Here is a 23354-nt window from a genome sequence, read left to right on the forward strand (position 1 = left end):
CTGATTATTGCAGAAAAGCCGAGCGTGGCGCAGACTATCGCCGCCGCGCTTGGCGTTAAGGAAAAGAAAGACGGATATATCGAGGGCGGCGGCTGCCTCATTTCATGGTGCGTCGGGCATTTGGTACAGCTTGCGGAAGCTGCCGCCTACGGGGAGCAATATAAAAAATGGAGTTTTGAGAGCTTACCCATTCTGCCGGAGGAATGGCAGTACGCCGTTGACCCGGACAAGGGGAAGCAATTCAAAACCCTAAAAGAGCTTATGCACCGCGCCGACGTTTCCGAAGTGGTAAATGCGTGTGACGCGGGGCGCGAGGGAGAATTGATTTTCCGCTTTGTCTACGAAGCGGCGGGCTGCAAGAAGCCCATGCGCCGCTTGTGGATTTCCTCAATGGAGGACGGGGCAATCAAGGCGGGCTTTGCTTCCCTCAAAGACGGGCAGGAATACGACGCGCTCTTTGCGTCTGCCCTCTGCCGCGCAAAGGCTGACTGGCTTATCGGCATTAACGCCACCCGGCTTTTCTCCTGCCTGTATGGAAAGACCTTGAACGTGGGGCGCGTCCAGACCCCGACCTTAAAAATGCTCACCGACCGGGACGCGGCTATCTCCCATTTCCAGAAAGAAAAATATTATCATGTGCGCCTTGATTTATCCGGCGCGGAAGCGGCAAGCGGGAGGATTTCCGACAAGGCAGAAGCCGACGCGCTGAAAGGGGCTTGCGAAGCGGAAACGGCGGTATGCGTTTCCCTCACCAGAGAGAAGAAAACCGCAGCCCCGCCGAAGCTCTTTGACCTTACCTCTTTGCAGCGGGAAGCGAACCGCATTTTCGGCTACACCGCGAAGCAGACCCTTGACCTTGCACAATCCCTTTATGAAAAGCGGCTCCTTACTTATCCGAGGACGGACAGCAGCTTTCTTACTGACGACATGGGCGGCACCGCAGCGGGCATTATCGCGCTGCTTTGCGAAAAACTCCCCTTTATGGCGGGCGCGGACTTCACGCCGGAGGTTGTAAAGGTATTAGACAGTAAAAAAGTATCAGACCACCACGCAATCATTCCCACTATGGAGCTTGCAAAGGCTGACCCGGACGCGCTGCCGGAAAGCGAGAAGAATATCCTTACCCTTGCGGGGGCGCGTCTGCTTTTTGCCACCGCCGAGCCGCATATTTATGAAGCGGTTACGGCGGTTTTCTCATGCGCCGGGACAGACTTCACCGCAAGGGGAAAGACCGTACTTGCGGAGGGTTGGAAAGAGCTTCAACGCAGATACCGGGCGACGCTGAAAGATAAGCCCGAAGCGGAGGACGGGGAAAATGCAGACGTGACGCTGCCGAAGCTTTCCGAGGGACAGGGCTTTCCTAACCCCGCCGCAAAAGTAACGGAGCATACCACAACGCCGCCGAAGCCCCACAGCGAAGCAAGCCTTTTGTCGGCTATGGAACGCGCCGGGAACGGGGACACCGACCCGGACGCGGAACGCCGGGGGCTTGGCACTCCCGCCACCCGCGCCGCCGTCATTGAAAAACTGGTAAAGGGCGGCTTTGCGGAGCGCAAGGGGAAGCAGCTTATCCCTACCAAAAACGGGAACAGCCTTATCTGTATTCTGCCGGATATACTCACTTCCCCACAGCTTACCGCAGAATGGGAAAACAATCTGACGCAGATAGCAAAGGGAGCCGCAGACCCCGGCGAATTTCTGTCCGGCATTGAAGCTATGGCGCGGGAGCTTGTGCAGACACACGCCGCAGCACTGGACGGGAAAAAGGATTTGTTCCGGGAGGAAAAGCCCTCTGTCGGCAAATGCCCCCGTTGCGGTTCCCCCGTCCATGAGGGGAAGAAAAACTATTATTGCAGCAACAAAGAATGTGCCTTTGTCATGTGGAAGAATGACCGCTTTTTCGAGGAACGCAAGACCGCTTTTTCCGCGAAGATTGCCGCCGCGCTCCTTAAATCCGGCAAGGCGAATGTGAAGAAGCTCTACTCCCCGAAAACAGGCAAGACCTACGACGGAACTATCGTTCTGGCTGACACTGGCGGGAAATACGTCAACTACCGTATCGAAGTGCAGAAGAACTAAAAACTTGAATAGCAAGCATAGGAAGCGGGTACCCACTTCCGTAAATCCCCGTTGCGACGCTGACGCGCCGGACGGGGATTTTGCTTGTTGGGAAGTTTCCCAAACCCTCTTTTGCGGAGGGCTTCACCCTCTAAAAATTTTCAAAAATATTTGGCAGAAATGCGGGCGTACCCGTAGTAGACCATGCAGCCAAAAAATGCAGCTTATGACGCTGCCGCAGAGAAAGGAGGTTTTTCACTATGGCAAGTTTACGGGACACCGTAAAGGACTATCAAGACGAGCTTAGGGACGGTATCGCATGGGTGGCGTTCTGGAAACAGGGGCGTTCATGGAACGCGGAATATTTTCATCTTGATATGGACGATACGCTCTACCCGGAGGACAGGAGCCGGTTAGAGGAAATAAAAAGCATTGACCCCGCCGCCGTTATCTTAAACGGCTACTATTGCGGGCATTTAGGCGAGGACATGAGCCTTGACGAGCTGACCGCCGGAGTGCGTTACCACTACGAAAACAGCATGAACGACATTGACGGTTTTATCGGAGCGCATGACGACAGGCTTCCCCCGGAGGTTATCGAGGAAGCGAGGGCAGCCGCCCATGAAGCGGGGCTTCCCTTTTCCGAAAAGCCCTACCGGGACGGGGAGGATTTTAACCCCTATGTATTTGACGGGAGCATGAGCATTGAGGATTTTGAGCTTATGCACCGCATGATTGAAAAAGAAAGGAGCGAACAAATGGCAGAACCGATTTTAAGCGGCTATCTTTCCAATCTTGGGAAGTACACCGAGGGCAGACCCGCGGGCGAATGGGTGACATTCCCCACGACTGCCGAACATCTGAAAGAAGTCTTTGACCGTATCGGGATTGACTTCAAGCACTATGAGGAATGGCATTTCACAGAATTTCAATCCACTATCCCCGGCTTGACGGAGCATTTAAGCGAGTATTCCCACCCCGACGAGCTGAACTATTTAGGGAAGCTCTTGGAAATGCAGTTTGACGACGACCGGGAGAAATTCATTGCAGCCATTGAATACGGCGACCATGCCGACAGCTTACAGGACATTATCAACCTTGCACAGAACCTTGACTGCTACTGGATTTATCCGTCCGTCCACAATGAAGAAGAATACGGGCGTTATCTGGTTGATGAACTGGAAGAACCGGAACTTCCCGAAGAAGCGAAAAAGTATTTCATGTATGAGGAATACGGGCGGGACGCTTCCATTAACGACGACGGTATGTTTACCGAAAAGGGCTATATCTACAACAACCGCAACACCTTTACAGAATGGTACGACGGGCGCGACGTGCCGGAGGAATACCGGGTAACGCCGCAGCCCCCGCAGCCGGAAAGACCCGACCCGTCAAAGGTAGAAATGGACGCAGCCGCGCCGGGGCAGAGAACGGCGCAGACCGCAGAGCAGCCACAGGAGCCGCGCCCGGTTATCCCTATCGTGCTGACGAGCGAGAAGCCCGCCGAAAAGCTCAAAGAGATTACCGACCGTCTGGAACAGGGTATTGCGGAACTCTTTGACAGCGAGCGTTACCGGGAATATCTGAAAGTCATGTCAAAATTCCATAATTACAGCTTCCGAAACACCGTCCTTATCGCCATGCAGAAGCCGGACGCTTCCCTTGTGGCGGGCTTTTCCGCTTGGAAGAACAACTTTGAACGAAACGTGATGAAAGGGCAAAAGGGAATTAAAATCATTGCTCCGTCACCCTATAAAAATCAAACAGGAAATGCAGAAAATCGACCCGCACACGCAGAAGCCCGTTATCGGCAAGGACGGGAAGCCCGTCACCGAGGAAAAGGAAGTCACCATACCCGCCTACAAGGTGGTATCCGTCTTTGACGTTTCCCAGACCGAGGGAAAGGAGCTGCCGGACATTGCGGTTGACGAGCTGACAGGCGACGTTGACCGCTACAAGGATTTTTTCGCAGCCCTTGAAAAGACTTCCCCCGTTCCTATCGCCTTTGAGAATATCGAGGGCGGCTCTCATGGCTACTACCACTTGGAGGACAAGCGCATTGCTATCAACGAGGGCATGAGCGAATTACAGACCTTAAAGACCGCTATTCACGAAATCGCCCATGCGAAGCTGCACGACATTGACCTCAACGCGCCAAAGGACGAGCAGCAGCCCCACGTTGACCGCCGCACCCGCGAAGTCGAAGCGGAAAGCGTCGCCTATACTGTCTGCCAACATTACGGGCTTGACACGTCGGACTACTCTTTCGGCTATGTCGCCGGGTGGAGCAGCGGGCGGGAGCTGTCCGAGCTGAAAAGCTCCCTTGAAACGATACGCAGCGCAGCCGCCGAGATTATCAATTCCATAGACGAGAACTTAGCGGAGCTGCAAAAGGCACAGGACAAGGAGCAGACCGCCGGACAGGAGCAGCCCACCAGAGAGGGACAGGAAGCCGCGCCGGAGAAGCCGGATCCGGAAGCAGCCGCACCGGGAAAATCCGGCGCACAGGAAAAAGCGGGCGCAGCCCCGAAAGAAGCCTTTACCCCGGAAACGATTTACAGAGTGCGCCGGAACCCTTACAGCGACAGCCGGGAAAACAGCTACCTCTTGCAAGCCTATGTGACACAGGAGAACGGGCGGGCGAAAATGGGCGACGTGCTTTATACGGGAACGCCGGAGAAATGCCGCGAGCTTATGGGGCAGCTCAAAAGCGGCGAGCTGACCGAGGGCGACGTGAAGCAGCTTTACGCAAAGGCACAGGAAACGGCGCAGACCGCCGGACAGGACAAAGACACCTTTTCCATTTACCAGATAAAGGGCGGGGACGAAACAAGGGATTTCCGCTTTGAGCCATACGACCGCCTGCAGGCGGCGGGAAATGTGGTTGACAGGGCGAACTATGAGCTTGTCTATTCCGCGCCCCTTGCGCCGGAAACTTCCCTTGAAGATATTTACACCTGTTTCAATATCGACCACCCCAAAGATTTTAAGGGACACAGCCTTTCCGTTTCCGACGTGGTAGTGCTTCATCAGGACGGACAGGACGCGGCGCATTTCGTTGACAGTGTAGGTTTTCGGGAAGTGCCGGAGTTTTTACAGGAGCAAAAGCAGCTTACCCCGGACGACTTGGAAACGGGCGAAACTGTCAAGACACCGAGGGGGACTTTCCATGTGACCGCCATGAGCCGGGAGCAGATAGAAGCCGCCGGATATGGCTTTCACCACCAGTCGGACGACGGAAAGTATCTGATTATGGGGAATGGGACGCGGGCGTTTGCCGTTGCCGCAGAACAGGCGCAGCGGGACAATCCCTTGAAAACCGCCGAGCAGACCACAGAGCAGAACGGGAACATGATTGACGGTATCATCAACAACACCCCCACCGTTGACGAACTGGAAGCAAAGGTAAAGGCGGGCGAGCAGATTTCCCTTGTTGACCTGGCTAACGCTGTCAAAGCCGACAAGGAGCGCGGCAAGGGAGCGAAGCCGGAAAAGAAACCCTCTATCCGGGCGCAGCTTAGAGCCGACAAGGAAAAGGCACAGAAGAAAAACGCAAAGCAGAAGTCACAGGACTTGGAAAGGAGCTGACCCATGCCGGAACAGAGCAAATTTGAAAACATGGATTTGTTTGCTTCCCTTGAAGCGATTATGAAGCAGAACACAGGCTTTTACCAGAGCGACTTAGACATTGACAAAGAGATTATCGCAAAGGCGGCGGCAAGCCCCCACAGGGAGGACAAAACACTTTTGTGGTTCTGCCGCCCGTCCGGGACGCACTGTTTCCGGGAGCGCGACGTTTTCCTCAAAGACACCGCGCCCCACAACACATGGCGTTTCTACATGGAGCAGACAAGCGACCGCGTTCTTGCCTATGCAATCGAGCTGACGGGAAAGGAGCGCGGGAAAATCAAGGGCAATCTGTACGAACTGGACTACTCTAAACATTATGAGCGCGTCAAGGAAAAGGAGCTGCCCGCCGATACGGTGAAGCTGATTTATGAGCATGGGGAAAGGGTACAGGAAGCCGGGAGATATTTTGATGGAACCCCAGACCCGCAGCTTGGGAAATTTGAACGCTTTGAAGCCGTACCCAACGACCCGGACGCGCTGCAATCGCTCTTACAGGAAGAACGGCGCAGCCGGGAGCAGCTTTCGCCGGGGGATTTCAAGGCGCATATTGCCGCTTTGCGGGACGGGCTGATTGAAACGGAAGCGCGGCGCATTGTGCGGGAAATGAAGCGGCATTACGAGCCGAACAGCCCGAACAAGACCCATTTCATGGCAGAGCTTTCCCCGGCGTTCATGCGGCTTGCAGCCACAAAGGACACTGACCGCCTTTTCTCCATGCTGCCCTACAAGACCCTTTCCTTTTCCAAAATCGAGGGCAGACATGGGACGTATGCGCTGATTGACAAGGGGGAGAACCGGGACAGGGAGATAAGGAAGCCCCGCCCCTCTATCCGGGCGCAGCTTAAAGCAGACAAGGCAAAGACCGCCCCGAAAAAGGCGGCGGCAAAAACAAAAAATCACGATATGGAGGTATGAGCATGATTAGACTGACTGTTGAAGAAACAAACCTTTTGAGCATTTACAACGAGGGCGGCAAGCGGGCTTTGATTGAGAATGTCAACGCCGCGCTGCCCTACATGGACGCGGATATGCGGGAGCTTGCAAAGCGCACCCTTTCCAAAGTGGACGCTTTGACCGAAGCGGAATTTGCAGAGCTTCCCATTTACGCCGCTGATGAAGTATGAACGGGGTTAAGCGGCTGACGCCGCCCCAGAGCCGGAAAGTCAACGCCCTTGTGCGCCGGACGTGCTGCAATTATGATAACGGGAACTGTATCTTACTGGACGACGGGGACGAGTGCGTATGTCCGCAGCTCATTTCCTATTCGCTTCTCTGCAAGTGGTTCCGGGTTGCGGTGCTTCCCGCCGACAGGCTGCTTTATGCGGAGCTTTACCAGACAGGGGATAAGAAGAAATGTACCGAGTGCGGCGCGTTCTTTGCGTCAACCTCTAACAGTGTCAAATACTGCCCCGTCTGCCGGAAACGTATCACCCGCAGACAAGCCGCCGAGCGCATGAGGAAAAGACGCGCCCCTGTTACGCAGTAGGCGCGGAAAATCCCTTGATTTACAGGGCTTTCCGGGCGTGAAAATCGGATAGGCGATACTTTATACCTTTACCCCCAAAAATGGCGTTCTACTGCGTAACATTCACGAAAACAGCACCCATAAAAAGACAGGGCGCGGAAGTCATATACTGGCTTCCGCGCCCTGTTCTTTTTTTGCCTATCTGACATTTCCCTTTTCCATTTCTTCAAGCGGGAACTGCGGGAGGGCTTCTATCAGCTTCTTTGTGATGGACTGGCGCATATCTTCGTTGATTTCCTGTTTCGTGCTTCCGTCCGGCTGTCTGACCGCTACCGTCGATAGCCTGTCGATTTCGTCCTTGTAGCACTCCACGACTTTCTCCACCGCCCATTTTTCCCCGGCAACGGCGGCGCGTATGGTTTCATATTCCGGCATTTTCTGGTTTTCCATGCTCAACGCTCCTCTGCTTTTTGATAGCCCTATCATAGCACAGCGGCGGGGATTTTGCTATCCTTATCCGCGCTCTGTTCCCTTTTCCCGTTCCGGCTGCCTGTCCGCCTGTAAAATGCTGTCAATGTTCTGCTTGATAATATCGTATTCCCGGACTTTCTTTTTCAGCTTCCCATAGTCGGCATAAAGGGCTTCTTTCTGCGCTTGGAGGGCTTCATATTCCGATTGCAGCGCGGCAAGGTTCGGGAGCTTTGCAATGCCCGCCGCTTTCAGCGACCTTGCGGCGGCTTCATGTAGGATAATCGCCTGTTCCTGTCCGGCGCGGTACTTCTCCCTGTTCCTTGCCTTGCGGTATGCGTCATAGACGGGCTTTGTCTTTTGGTAGGTGGAAACATTCTTGATAAGCACCGCCATGTCCGCAAGCCGCTTTTCCGCGTCCTTCAATGCGTCTGCCGCCTGTCCGCTTTCCGCTGCCATTTCTTCAATCCGGCTGACTAAATCCGCGTACTGTTCAATCTTATGTTCCGTCAAGAAATTCATGGTCTTTGCTGCCTGTTTCAGATTGTGGATTTTCGCCCACTGTTCATAGCCCTTACTCTGCGCCGCCTTGATACTGTTCTCAATGTCGATAAGCAGCGAAACGCCGCGCTGCTCTCTGGGGGCTTTCGCCGCCTTTGCCCGTCTGCCCGCTATCCGTTCCCTTATGGCTTCCTCTGTATAATCCGCGCCGAGGGTTTTAAGACGGGTGAAGCGTTCCTGTCCGGGGGCGCGGCATGACACATATTTCCCCGGCTTTATCTCATAGCCCGCCGCCTGTAACCGCTGCAACAATTCCTCAAAACTGGAAACTTGGGGGATAAGCGCGTCAACGGCAATCTTTAGCTTGCCTTTCCAACTTGTACCCGTCTTTTCTGCCTGGTACTCCGCATAGCTCTTTCCCTTGCTGCCCTTGCCGGGAACGACGACGGACAAGCCATTTTCCCGACACAGCTTGTCGCTCATGTTCCGTATGCCGTAATAGCTCCTTTTGTTGGAATTATATTTGCGGTGGTCTACGAAATTTACGGCGCAGAAAATAATGTGATTGTGGACGTGTCCTTTGTCAATGTGCGTCGTGAGTACATATTCATGCTGCCCCTTTGTTACCGCGTCGGCAAGCTGCTTTCCGATTTCATGGGCTTTCTGATAATCGACTTCCCCCGGCTCAAAGGACTGTATCAGATGAAAGGCTAAATTGTTCCCCTTTTGGAGTGCTTGGGACAAGGTATATTCAAATTCAATATCTGCCGTTTCATAGGAGCAGCCGAAAGAGGACACAAGCATTTTTCCGTCCGTCTTGTCCGGGTTTTCGATATAGTCAAGGGCTTTGCTTAGAGTGCTTTTAATAGGCTTAATCTTTGTAACCGCCATATCTCCGCAAGCACCCCCTTTATTTCCTCTATGTCCTCTTGGTATGCGTTCCCCGTCGCGTTTACGCGGCGTGCTATCTGGTTGACGTTGACACCGATTTTCTGTATCTCTGCGGTCATTGCCTTTATATCGGCATGGTCTATCTGAATGATATACCCGTCAATGGCAATCTTCCGCAGATATGCCGCCATGTTCCGGGTGGGTACGAGCTTCATTTTTTCCAGTATTAAATCCCGTTCCGCTTCCGTCACTCTGAATTTGATTTGCACCGTTCTTTTGCGTCCGTTCATGTATTCGCTCCTTTCCTTTCCGTTCCGAGGGTTTGGGACACTTCCCAACAAGCAATTTTCAACCGACGCGCCGCAGCGCGGGAGGGGAAAATACGGAAGTGGGTACCCGCTTCCTATGCTTGCTACGAATGTTTTTATCCCTTATGCCTTACTACGGAGCTATGCCCGGTTTTGCCAAACTTCCGCAAAAGAAAAACGCTGCAATCCTCAAAAAAAGATTACAACGCTCTCTAAACCTTATTCAATTCTGACGGACACTTCTTATCTGCCCTCTGTTTCGACTTCCGCTATCTCCTTTGCCGTTGCGCTCACAATCCGTATGCCTGTATCGCTCATACCGTCAAGAAGCGCGTCAAGCTGCCGCCGCTGCGTGTTCTTCTCTGGCGGCGTTTCCAAAAGAAACTGGTCTACGGATATATTGTAGCGGAGCATAAGCTCAAAGAAAATCTGTAAACTTGGGTGCTGCCCCTTGTTCTCAATGTTCGCAAGGTAGCGCGGCGAGATAAACATTTCGTCGCTCACTTTCTTGCGGCTCTCCTTGCGCCCTGTCCGCGCCGCCTTTATCGCTGCCCCAAAAGCCTTGAAATCGTATTTCGGTACTGGTCTTTTTGCCATAGTTATTCACCCTGTTACATTTTACTGTTCCCCTTTCTTCTTGGATATGTCTACACAATTCAATCAGTTAGCCAAAATAATTCATATGTATATGTTGACAATTAGCCGCTTTTTTTGTATAGTATTATTAAAAGGGGGAAATGTTTATGTTACATAGCATGCGTATTCGATAAGCATTGAAATCAAAAAAGATTTTTCCCATTTTCAATATGGGCTTTTTTGTCATGCTTATTTTGCGTATGCTATACAACAAAACTAACGATGTATAGACATAGTATAAAAACTATGCCTTAATTTTGTTGTAGTGTTATATGTATAAATGCAGGTCAATGCTCATGTTGAGAATTGACCTGTATTTTTTTGCACAAAAGGAGAAATATTATGCTTGAAAAATATTGGATAAAATGTCCAATTTGTAACGGAAAGACGAGGGTTCAAGTATTTTATAATACGGTATTAAGAAATTTTCCTCTTTTCTGCCCTAAATGTAAATTAACACATATCATTGATGTTGAAAAATTAGAAATCATAATCAAAAACTCTGAAAAACAAAAGGAAGGATATTAAATGAAACACTTACCTAAAAGTACACTTACGGAAATATTGAATGACCCATACGGATTTACTTACAAAGAAATGTCGGAAGTAATTGGAGAGGATAAAGCAAGAGCCTTATATGCGGAATTGTATAAACAGCCATTTCACAAAAAAAATCTATCAATATCAACAAAAAAAGTCTATAAAAGTAGCGATACTGAAAAGTATGTTTATGAATTGAAAGACAACAGGTATATCGAAACGGTTTTTATTAAACGGCGAGATGGTGGGACTGTTTGCGTAAGTACGCAAGTTGGTTGTTCTGTTGGCTGTATTTTTTGTGAGTCCGGACGCAATGGTTTCGTTCGTAATCTAACACCATCTGAAATTGTGCAACAGGTCATATTGATACGTCAAAAAGTAAATCGTATCGTTTTTATGGGAATGGGAGAACCTTTATTCAATTACGACAACTTGATTGCAGCAATCCATATTCTTCGAGATAGAAATGGACTTAACTTTCCAACCGACGGCATTACCGTATCAACAGTTGGTCCAGTTAATCAATTAAAAAAATTGCGCGAAGAACATCTAAAAATTCAGTTGACAATATCTTTACATGCAGCAACACAGGCTGCGAGAAACTGCATCATTCCTCATATGCACATGTACGCTATTGAAGATGTTGTTAAGCAAGCATTGTCCTATTCACAAAGGCATAATCGAAAAGTGGTATTTGCGTATTTGCTTTTACCAGGTATAAATGACCGTTCCTCAGATATAAGGCAACTTGCAAAATGGTTTAAGGGCAAAAATGTTATGATTAACGTGCTGCAATACAACCCGACGAGTAATTCAAAAATTAGAGCACCACAAAAACAAGAAATGGTTGCGTTCAAACATCAATTAGAGCAAACAGGACTTGAAGTTACCATGAGAGTTTCTCATGGTAGAGAGATTAAAGCAGCTTGTGGACAGTTAGCTAATACATATAATAAAGCCAAAAAACAACAAAAATAATTTAATTAAAAGAGCCAGACGCACAGACGCAGAGCCGATAATATGCAGTTTGAAATACTGCTGTTATCGGCTCTTTTTTGATTTAATTTGTGCCCCCAATAACCATATTGGAGCAAAATCAGAACTGTTGCTTGTCGTTCTTTGATTTCCGCAGCAGCTTTGAAAAACCAAAGCCGCCGTTTCTTTTTATCTTCTAATGAAATGACGCGGTATCACTGTTAAAAGCGGCGGCTAAAAGGAGGTAGCCGCCATGAAGCACATACCATATCGACAAAATCCGACGGTCATTGACACATCAAAAAAAGCCCGACCACCGCCGGGGAAAACTACGTCTATCAATATGAACTGTCTAATCATCTGAATACCGCTTACAATACCTATACGTCTGTCCGGGCTTTTCGGACAGGCGTATTTTGCTGCTCAAAAAATTTTTTGAAAAAAATCCGAAAATCTTCGGCGTTTTTTTCAAAAGGCAGTATTGCCCCGCGAAAAGGGGGAAGCACCACCAACTTTCCAACGAGAAAGGGGGTGAGAATGTGGAACCTAATCGCAGGGAGTTTATAAAACAGTGCGCTTTCCAGAAGTTTTGTAATACGGTACTGCACAATGAAGCGTGTGACGCTCACAAAGAGCTGCACAGGCATAAGGCAAGGGAGATTACCTTTTCCGACTTGACCTTAGAAGAAGCGCGGCAGCTTCATACCTTTGATGAATATTTCAAAGGGGAAATCGCCTTTGAAAGAGCCGGGAAGAAAATCACGCCGAAGCTGCTTCTTGAAGCAATCCGTACTTTGCCGGAAGAAAAGCGCAAAGCCGTACTCCTGTACTATTTCGAGGGAATGAACGACACCGAGATTGCGGAGCTGTTCGATACGTCGAGAAGCACGATACAGTACAGGCGGACAAGCTCTTTTGAGCTGCTAAAAAAATATCTGGAGGAAAATGCTGATGAATGGGACGAATGGTAACGAACCCGGCTACCCGGAAAAAGCCCTTGTTCCCTATCCTGTCATTTTGGCAGCGACAAAGGGCGACCCGGACGCTATGAAGATTGTCTTGCAGCATTTCAGCGGCTACATAGCCCGCCTCTCCATGCGGAAGCTGTACGACGAGCGCGGGAACGTCTATTTTGGCGTAGACCACGACATTCGGGAACGGCTGCAAGCAAAACTGATGATGGCTGTCCTCACCTTTAAGGCAGAGGAATAAACCGCAGCGGCGGGACGCTTTCTCTCTCCCCCTTTTCCGTTCCGCTGCTGACGCGGCAGCAAAGCCATTCTGAACCTTGACAAAGAAAGCGGCGCAAGATAACGGCGGCGCAGCATAGGGCAAATCGGATACGTTCCTTTTGCGCCGAGCCATACGGTGGGTGCGCCATGACGCTATCCGGGTGAGGTTATCCCCGCCCGGACAGCCGAGCGACCAACACCGCGCCGGAAAGCAAGTGTAGCGGCTTGCGGGCGACGACACGCAAAATATACAATGATACTTCCTTACAGCCACAGTCCGAGCGTTAAGAGCGTCGCAGGCAATGGGTAGGGCTGCATGAGAACCATGCCGGGGTGAAATTCCCATGAGGTTATGCTAATAACCGTCCGATTAAAGCCTTTGTTTTCTTGAATAGTGGACTTGCTGCTATTCATAGACTGTATTATATGTTTGCGAAAGAAAGGGGGATTTTCTTTGACGCAAAACCAGACGCCCGTTACCACAACGGAGCATAAAATCGGAAAAGTTACTTACCTTGTATGTTCGTCCGCAAGTGAACGCGCAACGGACACACTGGATAAAAAGATAAAGAAGCTCATTCGCAAGGACATGGAGCTGAACCCCGCAAACGCCCGGAAATAGGGCGTTTCTTCACATTTTATACATGACACAGGCAGCGGTATGTGGTATAATATAGACAGTACAAATACCATGCTTGTCTGTCGTCGGAAAGGAGGACAAAATGTTACAGACAGACAAGATTACCGCTTTATATTGCAGATTGAGCCAGGAAGATATGCAAGCCGGGGAAAGCGAAAGCATACAGAACCAAAAACTGATTTTACAAAAGTATGCTGACGAACACCACTTTTTCAACACACGCTTTTTTGTAGACGACGGATTTTCCGGCGTGAGCTTTGAGCGTGAGGGGCTTCAAGCCATGCTGCATGAGGTTGAAGCCGGGAACGTGGCGACCGTCATAACAAAAGACCTTTCCCGTCTGGGACGTAATTATCTGAAAACCGGCGAACTGATAGAGATTGTTTTCCCCGAATACGAAGTGCGCTACATTGCCATTAACGACGGTGTAGACACAGCGAGGGAAGATAACGAGTTTACCCCTCTGCGGAACTGGTTCAACGAGTTTTACGCCCGCGACACCTCAAAGAAAATCCGGGCTGTCAAACAGGCAAAGGCACAGAAAGGCGAGCGCGTCAACGGCGAAGCTCCTTACGGCTACCTTATCGACCCGGATAACCGCAATCATCTGATACCCGACCCGGAAACGGCACACGTCGTAAAACAGATTTTTGCAATGTATGTACGGGGCGACCGTATGTGTGAAATCCAGAACTGGCTGCGGGACAATGAGATATTGACCGTCGGGGAACTGCGCTACCGCAGGACAGGGAGCAAACGCCACCCCCGCCCACAGCTCAACGCATGGTACAACTGGCCGGATAAGACACTGTACGACATTCTGACAAGGAAAGAGTATTTAGGGCATACCATAACCGGGAAAACCTACAAGGTATCTTATAAGTCGAAAAAGACGAAAAAGAACCCGGAGGAAAAAAAGGTATTTCTTCCCCAACACTCACGAACCTTTGATTGATGAAGAAACCTTTGAACTTGCACAGAAGCGGATTGCCACCCGGCAACGCCCGACAAAGGTTGATGAAATTGACCTGTTTTCCGGGCTGCTCTTTTGTGGGGACTGCGGCTACAAAATGTATGCAGTACGCGGAGCCGGGACGCTTGAACGGAAACACGCCTACACTTGCGGCAACTACCGCAACCGGGCAAGAAATGATATGCTCTGCACTACGCATTATATCCGCAAAAGCGTATTGAAAGAACTTGTCCTTGCAGACTTGCAGCGAGTAACGTCTTATGTGAAAGAGCATGAACAGGAGTTTATCGAAACCGCCAACGAGTGCAGCGCAAAGGCAGTACAAAAGACGCTGACACAGCAGCGGAAAGAACTTGACAAGGCGCAGAACCGTATTAACGAGCTGAACATCTTATTCCGCAAGCTCTACGAGGACAACGCTTTAGGGAAACTTTCAGATGAACAATTTGCTTTTCTGACTTCCGGCTATGATGAAGAAAAAAAGACGCTGACCCGGAGGATTGCGGAGCTGTCACAGGAAATCGACAACGCCACCGAGCGCAGCGCGGACGTAAAAAGGTTTGTCGCACTGGTACGCAGATACACAGCGATTGAAGAACTGACCTACGAAAACGTCCATGAATTTATTGACCGTATTCTTATTCACGAACTGGATAAGGAAACGAACACCCGCAAAATCGAAATCTTTTATAGCTTTGTCGGCAGAGTTGATACAGGCGACAAGCCTACTGAAAGTATCTCCTATTTCAGACAGATAGGAGCCGACGTAAAGAGTTATGCTATCTAACATACATCAAAAAGAGGTAAGATAACACCCTCTGCAAAAAAGGTATCGTTATCTTACCTCAACAAAGTTCGTCCCCGACCAGCCATCGTCCACATACTCACCGACTACATGAAGTCCCTGTTCCTTTGCGTACTGTTGCAGGATTGTCCGCTGTGTTTCAATGCTTACGCTGTCACCATAGTTTTCATCGTCCCGGCTTAATCTCATATAAAGCGCCGTGTTGTAAATCGTAGTATTGTAAGGTTGTTTCACCGTTAAAAATCCTCCTTCTTAAAGAAACAACCCACGCTTACAATACTTTTGCTCTATGGCAATTATATCATAAGCGTGGGCGTGTTATCAATGATGGGCTATCAGGTTGAAGCGGCTTTTTCTGCGGTATGCCGCACCACATCTACAATCAGATCACCGAGGGGCTTCCCGCCTGCGGCGAAGTGTTCGGAGATTTTTATACGGTTGTTCCCACATACAAAATACTGCGTGCCGTTCTCTGCTTGTATGACCTGCCCTGTCCGGGGTGTAAAAATATCGCTTTCGCTTTTTGCCATCCAGTGTCCTCCATATTCAGTTTTCAAGGTACAATGCCGCACAAAGGCGGCGAAAATTTCTGCTTATATCTATCACCTTTCCTTTACCGTGTGCCGCTGCTGACGTTTCAGTTCCGCCAGTATATCCGGCGGGATACGGTCAACCAGCCGCTGTAAATTGTCCAGTTCGCTTTTCAGCTTTGCCCGTTCCATCGTATCTTTCATCTTTCCTTTTTCGCTGGCCTTTGCCCTTGCTTCCAACTTCTCATTCTCCGCCAACAGGTCATTGATTGTGACCTTGTACTTTTTCAACTGCCCGGAGAAGTTCTCCATCTGCGGGAACCACTTTTTCAGCATGGAGAGGGCTTCCTCTTTTTTCTTTCCGGCGTTCAGCGGGTTAATGCCGTCAAGGGCGGCTTCAATGGCTCTGGCCTGTTTGGAGAGGGAAACCGCCTGTTTGAAAAGCCGGGTGGGGATATGCTTCCGGCCTGTCTTGCTGGCGCTTTCCCCACGCTCCAAGTCAGGATATTTCTCCACCATATAGGCGTGAAAATCGTCCTGCCACTTCGTCAGGTTTGCCCGGTTGCCGATAATCTCCTTTGCACACAGGCGGTTGTCCTTTGTCAGCGGAACAAAGGTCAAATGCAGGTGGGGCGTTTTCTCGTCCATGTGTACCACCGCCGACACGATATTTTCCCGTCCTACCCGGCCAATGAGGAAAGCCGCCGCCCTCTGGAAAAACGCCTGTATCTCCTTTGGGGATTTCCCCTTGAAAAACTCCGGGCTGGCAGTTACCAGTGTATCGACAAACCGTGTGCTGTCTTTCCTTGTCCGGCATCCGGCCTGCTCGATACGGCTCTGAATGAAGTGGTAATAGCGTCCCTCCGGCTTGACGATATGGAAGTTGTATTTACTCCGGCTTGTGTCAATGTCGGGGTTGCTGGCGTATTGTTCTTTCTGTCTTTCGTGATGGGCTTCCAGCGGCCTTGCCGGGTTGCCCTTGTGCTTCTCAAACCGCAAAATTGCGTGTTGTGCCATTCTGCTCCTTTCCCCATTCCTTTCCTATCCGGGGTTTTCCACAGGGAAAATCCCGCCGGAATTATCTCTGATACGATAGGAATGGAATGGATATAAATAAATCATTTTAATCTTTGTATTTCTATATACCGTCCGGTTTTCGTACTTCTCAAGATTGATTTCCGTACTTCAAGGGTACGGTTTTCAGTCCTCCGGCGTACCAGAACGGGATTTCTTGAAGTCGGTGTTTGGAACCGCTTCATAGGATTTTGGGAAAATGCGGTTGGGTTTTCCACAGCCCTGCTTCTGGATCTCCACCAGTCCGGCGTATTGCAGTTCCCGCAGGGTGTTCACCGCTTTCTGCCGCCCACAGTGGAGCAGGTCAACCACTTCGCAGATAGGGTAATACAGGAAAATCCGTCCGCAGTCATCCGCCCACCCATTCTTGCGGGACAACTCTGTCCGGCGCAGGATAAAGGCGTACAGAACCTTTGCCTCGTTGGACAGGGGCCTGAATGTGGGGGCTTCAAAGAGGAAATTCGGGAGCCGGGTGAAGCTGAACGCCTTTTCCGGCTGATGGATATAGATGGTATTTGTCATAGTGCGTTTTGTGGACGGTTAGAAGCCCGTTTTCCGGGGCGGGCGATACTTTATACCACCTGCCCCGGTTTGGGGCTTGCGGAGCCTGATAAATCAAGGCTTTTTCCGCTCCTAACTGTCCACAGCAGACCTCCTTTTCCGTTCACTTTCTGTTTTCTGCCGCCTGTGAACTCTGGCGGCACAGCCGGGGCAGTATTTTGCCCGGTTGGATTTTGGGACGAACACGCCGCCGCAGACCTCACAGCGTTTCAAGTCCTTATCCCGGAAAATCCCCGCTTCCAGCGTCCCGTCCAGCGGCAAGACCGCCCAGCGGAACCACTTACAGCAGACCGAGAAAGAAACCGTCTGCGGGCAGGTGCAGGTGTCCCCATCATCAAGGGCAATGCAGTTGCCGTCCTCACAACAACAGCACTCCCGGCGTATCAGGCTGGCCGCCTGTTTCCTCTGCGCCGGTGTCATGCGGTAAAGAGAACCGTCCGGCCTGCGTTCCAGTGGCGGCAAGTCTTTATAGGGGTTATCTCTCATGCGTTCCCTCCATTTTGCTTTCCGTTGCCGTTCCTCCGAAAAGGTTTCCTGCCCCATTCCTGCGGCGTGTTCCGGCGTTGGCACGCTCCCCGCAACTTCGGGACAACTTGTCCCGAAGTGACCTCTGGACAAAGTGTCCAGAAGCTGGCTCCTTGCAGTGCTTCCCCAGCCGGGGTATTCCTTTTCGGACGGTCATTCTGTTTTCAAGGTGCCGTTCATCGATGAACTAAAATAAGTCTACACCTAAATGACCGTCCGTCCCGTATATCCATAAAGTCGGAGATCCGCCCGGAAAACTGCCTATTTCCACGCTCTCGGAATTGTGGTAAAATAAACATAAAAATTGGCTTTCAAGCCATAGGAGGACAATAATCTATGAAAATCGGAATTTTATGTGCGGGTGACGAAGAACTCGCCCCATTTTTGCCCTTGATAAGCAACTGTAAGATAACGGAAAAAGCTATGCTGAAATTCCATGCTGGACAGATTGATAGTGTAGAAGTTGTCGCCCTGTTTTCCGGCGTGTGCAAAGTAAATGCCGCCATAGCCGCTCAGCTTTTGATAGATGTATTTTGCGTGGATATAATTATCAATTCAGGGACAGCGGGCGGTATGGAGCCAGAACTTGAAATATTCGATACAGTTATCTCCACAGAAGTTTGTTACCACGATGTAGCGCCAGACATTTTAACGGAATTTCATCCGTGGATGAATTCTGTGTTTTTTGTGGCAGACCCAAAGCTGATAGATATGTCAAAGTCTGCTGTTGACAAGCTTTCAACTTCTGGAAAGGTAGTTTGGGGCCGTATGGTAACGGGAGAATCGTTTATAACCGATGAGAGCCGGCAAAAAATAAACGATGAATTTGCTCCCTTGACGGTTGACATGGAAACTGCCAGTATCGCTCATGTCTGCTATGCAAATGACATACCGTTTATCGCCATTCGGTGTGTGACCGATACTGAAAAACACAGCGGAGTTGATAATTTTGACAAAAACTGTGCAAAAGCATCAAGTATTGCCAAAGATATTACGGTTGCTTTATTAAGAGAAATCAAAAAGTCGTGGTAAGATTGGATGATATTTTAGAACAGAGGACAGAGGGGGGAGAGTATGGCCCTAACTATTCAAGAACGACTAAAAGACCTGCGTGTGGAGCGTGGCTTGACGCTGGAACAGCTTGCGGAACAGACGCACCTCTCCAAATCTGCTTTAGGCAGTTATGAGGGGGACAATCTCAAAGACATCAGCCACTATGCCCTTATTGAGTTAGCAAAGTTTTACGAAGTGACTGTTGATTATCTGCTGGGCCGTTCCCAAACAAAAAATCACCCAAACGCCGATCTTGCAGACCTGCGTTTGAGCGACGATATGATTGAACTATTGAAAAGCGGGCGGGTGGACAATTCCCTTTTGTGTGAACTGGCGACCCACCCGGATTTTCCCCGGCTCATGGCCGACCTTGAAATCTATGTGAACGGCGTGGCGGGAAAACAGGTACAGAGTGCAAACGCCATTGTGGACGCCGTGAGTGCAACGATTATGAAACAACACAATCCCGGCTTGACTGACCCGCAGTTAAGGCAGCTTATCGCCGCCCATATTGACGACGACAGCTTTTGCCGCTATGTGATACAGCAGGACATAAACAAGATAGCCCTCGACCTGCGGGAAGCCCACAAGTACGATTTTTTCAGCGTCCCGGAGGATAGCCCACTGGAAGATTTTTTGCAGGCAGCCGAGGAAACCGCTAAAGAGGACAGCGACCCGGAGCAGGCGGCTATGATGTTTATCTGCAAGCGGCTCAAACTGAATTATAAGAAGCTGTCCGAGGAAGAAAAGAAGTGGCTGAAAAAGATTGCACAGAAGTCGGACTTGCTGAAAAATCCAAAGCCACAGCGAGGACGGAAGTAAGAGAATAATAAATCAGATTATATGGAGGTATTGGTTATGAAAAAATGGTTACTGATAATTTCAGCGACTGTTATTTGCGTTGCTGCCGCTTTTTTATATTTCTTTAGTTTAACTCCCAAAGGAGATACCATTACCAGCAGAGAAAGCATACTGAACACCGCAATTTCAAAGGGGAATGAATGGACTATTGCAAAAGAACTGGAACTTGGCGGTTATATCGTGAGTGGAGCATATAGTGCAGATAATAAATCTACACTTGCCATCTTTGAACCAACAGGAAATGGAGATTACAAATTTAGTACATCAACAAACCGAAATAGTGATGAGATTATTGTTGGTGGCGTTGCAATAAACGGAGAATGGTATGATTTAATTTGGTTTAATGGTGCTAAAACAGAGTATGCCGAAATCACTTATACAATAAATGGACAAGTGCAAGATACATTGAGATACAGCACAGATGATATGGATATTATCTCAATTAAAAACCCAGAAAAAGAGTATTCCATTCATGTGGTTTACTATGACAATGATGGAAATAAGTACGAATAAATTGTTTTTCATCGAGAAAATAGCAAAGCCAGCCGAGCCAGTCAACGGTCAAGATGAACGGCGCATTTCATGCGCCGCCGTTGACAGTCCCGCCCGTCTTTGCTAAAGGGTAATCAAGGCGGGAAAGCCCTAAAATGGTTTCACACCTATTTCAATAATTGGAGGAGATAAAAATGAGATCAGAAAAGGAAGTTTATGATATTGTTTTGAATTTTGCAAAAACAGACAAACGCATTCGCATGGTTACTTTGGAAGGATCTAGAACAAATACAAATATTCCGCCTGATGATTTTCAGGATTTTGATATTACTTTTTTTGTTACGGATATGGACAGCTTCACAAGTGATGATAAATGGCTAGATATATTTGGTGAAAGGTTGATTCTGCAAAAGCCGGAAGATATGGAATTATTTCCAGCTGTAGAAAAGGGATTTTCATATTTAATGCTGTTTACTGATGATGTTAAGATAGATTTAACTTTGCTGCCGCTGGAACTGATAGACGAGTATTTTACATGGGATAAACTGGTAAAGTTACTGTTGGATAAAGACAACCGTATCGTAAAGCCGCCAATACCAACGGATATAGACTACCACTTGCAGAAGCCTACTCAAAGAATGTTTGACGATTGCTGTAATGAATTTTGGAATACTACAACATATGTAGTAAAGGGCTTATGCCGCAAAGAAATTCTTTTTGCTATTGACCATATGAATGATATAGTACGAAAAGAATTGCTTCGCATGATTTCCTGGCTGATTGGTATCAAACAGGGATTTCATTTCAGTTTGGGAAAAAACTATAAATTTATGAAGCAATATGCCCCAGAGGAATTGTGGGAACGACTTATGTCCACTTATAATATGGATTCCTATCCCCATATGTGGGAATCCTTTGAACAATGTATGGCATTGTTCCGGGAGGTTTCGTCAGAAGTGGCATGCCAGTTGGATTACCAGTATCCACTATATGATGAAAAAATCAGTAATTATGTGATTCGGCAAAAGAAAAAATATGGCATTGAAGATGATAACAAATAAAATTTTTCAATCGAAAAAATTTATTTTGATTATTCAATTTTGAAAAACTGAATACCTCAAAATCAGAAAGAGCGCGGACAAGCACTTTGAGGGATTGACCGCCTTGTCCACCCATTCAGTGGGACGGCGGGCGGCGGTCAAGGCCGGGTGTAAACCCGTTCATTTCAGCCTTGACGGTTACCCGCTGTCCTGTTACTTTTCCGGGAGTGTAGCCACAACTTCGGGACACTTTGTCCACAAGTCGGAGCGTAGGACGATGAACGGGGGCTTTCATATACGCCCTGTCTGCTGTTGAAACCAGACCTGCGCTTACGGCTCCACGCCACACAAGCACAGCCCTGTTTTCCTGCCGCTTCAAATGCCCTTGCCCTCCCTGGCGGCAACGGCATTTTCACGGCAACGCCGACAGAGCGTATAACACACTACACTTTGCTTCGCAAAGTCGTGTGCCAAATGGGGGCGTTGCCCCCTTTGGAAACCCCCACAAGGAAAGGCGGTACGCTACCCCTCCACGGGGCGCATACCGCCTTTTCTTGTTATCCAGCCCTCCGGCTGTATCGGTTGAGCAAAAGTCAGCGTGGGAATGGTGTGGTATCTTTATCTAAGTGAAACCCCATTCTCCCATTTTGATACTGTCTGTCTTACTACGTTCAGTTTAATTGCCAGTTCTTCTTGCGACAGCCCTTTTGACTTTCTAATTCTTTTGATATTTTCATTTAGCATAATCTCTGCCTCCTTGTTTTTGATAGCTCAATTCTATATTCAATAGAGCCGTTGCCACAAGCAATACATATTAACATCCGCTTATTTATGGGCTTTTCGCAGACAAATTCAAAGTTTACTTTCCCTATTTCTATTATTTAGTAAAATTCAATAATTCTTGAACCTTTTCTCGATATTCTTGGTTGTGATCTAACCATATTTCTGTATGTTCACTATCAGTTACCGTCCAAATCATTTTAATTTCTTCATTTTGTATTGAATCATATATTTCTTGTCCCATAAACTGTGGGGTTAATGTATCCGCTTCACTGTTTATTACCAAAACCGGAATTTCAATATCTGCAATTTTGTCACATACATTTGCATCATCATAACTAAATCCCAATTCCATTTTGTTGATAATGTTGCCACAGAATGTCATGTAAGATATAGGCAATCCAATATCCATCTTTCTCATTTCTTCTTCTACCATCCATTTCATATCACTAACCGGACAATCTAGAATCAGAAAATCCACTTTGTTTTCAACATCCTTATCTCCCATTGCTAATCCTGCAGTTGCTCCACCAAACGATGTACCCCATATTCCTATCACTTGCTCCGGTGCATGGCTATAGACATAATCAATGTAATCAATCAAATCATATTTTTCCCAGTATCCAAATGTAGTATATTGAGCTGTATTTTCGTTGCTACTTCTCTGGTCATAAGTCAATACATTATATCCTTTCTGCAAAAACATTTCTGCTAAAGGATAATTGGTATAACGATTTCCACCAAGACCATGCACTAAAATAACTGTTGGATTATTCTTATCTCCTTCTTCACCAAGAGCATATATGTAATCTGCCGGTATCATATGTTCATCAAAAGTTGAAGTGATTTCAACTTTTTCTATAGTATATGTACTGCAGAAAACATCATAATCCATATTATATCTTTCCCAAAAACTATCTTTCACTTTTGAAGTATCTTCACAAGTAACCAATTGAGTAGACCCCATGAAAACTTGCGTCCCTATAAAATAGGACATTCCCACAAACAAAAGTAAAATAACTATAACTATTATCAACAATATTTTTGTCCATTTCTTCATCGTTTTCTCCTAAAAATTCCGATTGACAAAATCATTAATATCATATTCTACCATAATCACATATGCAATTCTATTTTATTCCGTTAAAATTCATTAAAAAAACCTAATTCATTTATTTCAAGAATGCAGATTGAGTTTTGATCCTATAGGCACTCATCCCATACCCCGCGAGTTCCATAACGTAAATCGCAGATTTTGTGGTGCAATCCATAACGTTGACCGGGCATGTATAAGCGTCCTCTCACAAGTCATTCAT

Annotated in this window: 23 protein-coding genes and 4 pseudogenes; 15 read left to right on the forward strand and 12 right to left on the reverse strand. The window is 48.2% G+C overall.

Features of this window, described 5'->3' with window-relative positions; all coding sequences use genetic code 11:
- The 5 genes and pseudogenes from ROSEINA2194_RS05035 to ROSEINA2194_RS20185 all read left to right on the forward strand — a co-directional run.
- Positions 1-2079: DNA topoisomerase 3 (locus ROSEINA2194_RS05035; RefSeq protein WP_252832553.1), on the forward strand; the 2079-nt coding region annotated here is incomplete at its 5' end.
- Positions 2080-2318: 239 nt separating this feature from the next.
- Positions 2319-5646, forward strand: a pseudogene (locus tag ROSEINA2194_RS05040) (antirestriction protein ArdA).
- A 3-nt stretch (positions 5647-5649) separates the two neighbouring features.
- Positions 5650-6603 carry a hypothetical protein gene (locus ROSEINA2194_RS05045; protein WP_002585090.1) on the forward strand — a complete coding sequence of 318 codons (954 nt, stop codon included), beginning with the start codon at positions 5650-5652 and terminating at the stop codon, positions 6601-6603.
- Positions 6600-6812, forward strand: coding sequence for a transposon-transfer assisting family protein (locus tag ROSEINA2194_RS05050; RefSeq protein WP_004607965.1), 213 nt, complete (start codon positions 6600-6602; stop codon positions 6810-6812). The genes ROSEINA2194_RS05045 and ROSEINA2194_RS05050 overlap by 4 nt, the downstream gene beginning before the upstream one ends.
- Positions 6809-7174 (forward strand): cysteine-rich VLP domain-containing protein, encoded by a 366-nt coding sequence (locus ROSEINA2194_RS20185; protein WP_002585089.1) that lies wholly within the window; start codon positions 6809-6811, stop codon positions 7172-7174. Before ROSEINA2194_RS05050 ends, ROSEINA2194_RS20185 begins: the two co-directional genes overlap by 4 nt.
- 177 nt (positions 7175-7351) lie before the next feature.
- Here the strand turns inward: ROSEINA2194_RS20185 and ROSEINA2194_RS05055 are convergent, their stop codons facing one another.
- The 4 genes from ROSEINA2194_RS05055 to ROSEINA2194_RS05070 all read right to left on the reverse strand — a co-directional run bounded on the left by ROSEINA2194_RS05055 (position 7352) and on the right by ROSEINA2194_RS05070 (position 9918).
- Positions 7352-7603 carry a helix-turn-helix domain-containing protein gene (locus ROSEINA2194_RS05055; RefSeq protein WP_002585088.1) on the reverse strand — a complete coding sequence of 84 codons (252 nt, stop codon included), beginning with the start codon at positions 7601-7603 and terminating at the stop codon, positions 7352-7354.
- A gap of 63 nt (positions 7604-7666) precedes the next feature.
- On the reverse strand, positions 7667-9013 hold the full coding sequence (locus ROSEINA2194_RS05060; RefSeq protein WP_002585087.1) for a relaxase/mobilization nuclease domain-containing protein: 1347 nt from the start codon (positions 9011-9013) through the stop codon (positions 7667-7669).
- On the reverse strand, positions 8974-9303 hold the full coding sequence (locus ROSEINA2194_RS05065; RefSeq protein ID WP_002585086.1) for a plasmid mobilization protein: 330 nt from the start codon (positions 9301-9303) through the stop codon (positions 8974-8976). Before ROSEINA2194_RS05065 ends, ROSEINA2194_RS05060 begins: the two co-directional genes overlap by 40 nt.
- A gap of 261 nt (positions 9304-9564) precedes the next feature.
- Complete coding sequence (locus ROSEINA2194_RS05070) at positions 9565-9918, reverse strand: helix-turn-helix transcriptional regulator (RefSeq protein WP_004607969.1); 354 nt, start codon at positions 9916-9918, stop codon at positions 9565-9567.
- Positions 9919-10299: 381 nt separating this feature from the next.
- On the opposite strand from ROSEINA2194_RS05070, the gene ROSEINA2194_RS05075 reads away from it, so the two are divergent.
- The 6 genes and pseudogenes from ROSEINA2194_RS05075 (at position 10300) to ROSEINA2194_RS05100 (ending at position 15104) form a co-directional block, all read left to right on the forward strand.
- Entirely contained in the window at positions 10300-10485 is a 186-nt protein-coding gene (locus ROSEINA2194_RS05075) for a cysteine-rich KTR domain-containing protein (RefSeq protein ID WP_004607970.1), read from the forward strand.
- A complete protein-coding gene (rlmN, locus tag ROSEINA2194_RS05080; protein WP_004607971.1) occupies positions 10486-11475 on the forward strand; it encodes a 23S rRNA (adenine(2503)-C(2))-methyltransferase RlmN in 990 nt (329 codons plus the stop codon).
- 536 nt (positions 11476-12011) lie between these two features.
- Positions 12012-12443, forward strand: coding sequence for an RNA polymerase sigma factor (locus tag ROSEINA2194_RS05085; RefSeq protein WP_009255547.1), 432 nt, complete (start codon positions 12012-12014; stop codon positions 12441-12443).
- Entirely contained in the window at positions 12424-12684 is a 261-nt protein-coding gene (locus ROSEINA2194_RS05090; RefSeq protein ID WP_002590583.1) for a helix-turn-helix domain-containing protein, read from the forward strand. Before ROSEINA2194_RS05085 ends, ROSEINA2194_RS05090 begins: the two co-directional genes overlap by 20 nt.
- A gap of 474 nt (positions 12685-13158) precedes the next feature.
- Complete coding sequence (locus ROSEINA2194_RS05095) at positions 13159-13326, forward strand: TnpW family protein (protein ID WP_022621154.1); 168 nt, start codon at positions 13159-13161, stop codon at positions 13324-13326.
- 100 nt (positions 13327-13426) lie between these two features.
- Positions 13427-15104, forward strand: a pseudogene (locus ROSEINA2194_RS05100) (DUF4368 domain-containing protein).
- A gap of 63 nt (positions 15105-15167) precedes the next feature.
- Here the strand turns inward: ROSEINA2194_RS05100 and ROSEINA2194_RS05105 are convergent.
- The 5 genes and pseudogenes from ROSEINA2194_RS05105 to ROSEINA2194_RS05125 all read right to left on the reverse strand — a co-directional run.
- Positions 15168-15311, reverse strand: a pseudogene (locus ROSEINA2194_RS05105) (recombinase family protein); the annotation flags it as partial.
- Between the two features lie 146 nt (positions 15312-15457).
- On the reverse strand, positions 15458-15652 hold the full coding sequence (locus tag ROSEINA2194_RS05110; RefSeq protein WP_002334813.1) for a hypothetical protein: 195 nt from the start codon (positions 15650-15652) through the stop codon (positions 15458-15460).
- A 72-nt stretch (positions 15653-15724) separates the two neighbouring features.
- The gene (mobV, locus tag ROSEINA2194_RS05115; RefSeq protein WP_006426516.1) at positions 15725-16669 is read right to left on the reverse strand and encodes a MobV family relaxase; all 945 of its coding nucleotides are present in this window, start codon (positions 16667-16669) and stop codon (positions 15725-15727) included.
- Between the two features lie 183 nt (positions 16670-16852).
- Entirely contained in the window at positions 16853-17248 is a 396-nt protein-coding gene (locus ROSEINA2194_RS05120) for a replication initiator protein A (protein WP_006426515.1), read from the reverse strand.
- Between the two features lie 111 nt (positions 17249-17359).
- Positions 17360-17773 carry a cysteine-rich VLP domain-containing protein gene (locus ROSEINA2194_RS05125; protein ID WP_015541386.1) on the reverse strand — a complete coding sequence of 138 codons (414 nt, stop codon included), beginning with the start codon at positions 17771-17773 and terminating at the stop codon, positions 17360-17362.
- Between the two features lie 375 nt (positions 17774-18148).
- On the opposite strand from ROSEINA2194_RS05125, the gene ROSEINA2194_RS05130 reads away from it, so the two are divergent.
- The 4 genes from ROSEINA2194_RS05130 (at position 18149) to ant(6) (ending at position 21279) form a co-directional block, all read left to right on the forward strand.
- Positions 18149-18844: a 5'-methylthioadenosine/adenosylhomocysteine nucleosidase gene (locus tag ROSEINA2194_RS05130; RefSeq protein ID WP_006426512.1), complete on the forward strand. Its 696-nt coding sequence runs from the start codon at positions 18149-18151 to the stop codon at positions 18842-18844.
- A 42-nt stretch (positions 18845-18886) separates the two neighbouring features.
- Complete coding sequence (locus ROSEINA2194_RS05135; protein ID WP_007884180.1) at positions 18887-19687, forward strand: helix-turn-helix domain-containing protein; 801 nt, start codon at positions 18887-18889, stop codon at positions 19685-19687.
- A 36-nt stretch (positions 19688-19723) separates the two neighbouring features.
- Positions 19724-20239: a hypothetical protein gene (locus ROSEINA2194_RS05140; protein ID WP_015541387.1), complete on the forward strand. Its 516-nt coding sequence runs from the start codon at positions 19724-19726 to the stop codon at positions 20237-20239.
- A gap of 173 nt (positions 20240-20412) precedes the next feature.
- Positions 20413-21279 carry an aminoglycoside 6-adenylyltransferase gene (ant(6), locus tag ROSEINA2194_RS05145; protein WP_006426509.1) on the forward strand — a complete coding sequence of 289 codons (867 nt, stop codon included), beginning with the start codon at positions 20413-20415 and terminating at the stop codon, positions 21277-21279.
- A 115-nt stretch (positions 21280-21394) separates the two neighbouring features.
- Here ant(6) and ROSEINA2194_RS21800 read toward each other — a convergent pair whose 3' ends face one another.
- The 3 genes and pseudogenes from ROSEINA2194_RS21800 to ROSEINA2194_RS05150 all read right to left on the reverse strand — a co-directional run bounded on the left by ROSEINA2194_RS21800 (position 21395) and on the right by ROSEINA2194_RS05150 (position 23098).
- Positions 21395-21613 carry a hypothetical protein gene (locus ROSEINA2194_RS21800; protein ID WP_242953086.1) on the reverse strand — a complete coding sequence of 73 codons (219 nt, stop codon included), beginning with the start codon at positions 21611-21613 and terminating at the stop codon, positions 21395-21397.
- Between the two features lie 269 nt (positions 21614-21882).
- A pseudogene (locus ROSEINA2194_RS20220) lies at positions 21883-22002 on the reverse strand (helix-turn-helix transcriptional regulator); the annotation flags it as partial.
- Positions 22003-22135: 133 nt separating this feature from the next.
- Positions 22136-23098, reverse strand: a complete 963-nt coding sequence (locus ROSEINA2194_RS05150; RefSeq protein ID WP_007884191.1) for an alpha/beta hydrolase — start codon at positions 23096-23098, stop codon at positions 22136-22138.
- Positions 23099-23354: the final 256 nt, after the last annotated feature.

The sequence above is a fragment of the Roseburia inulinivorans DSM 16841 genome (assembly GCF_000174195.1).
Classification (GTDB): Bacteria; Bacillota; Clostridia; order Lachnospirales; family Lachnospiraceae; genus Roseburia; species Roseburia inulinivorans.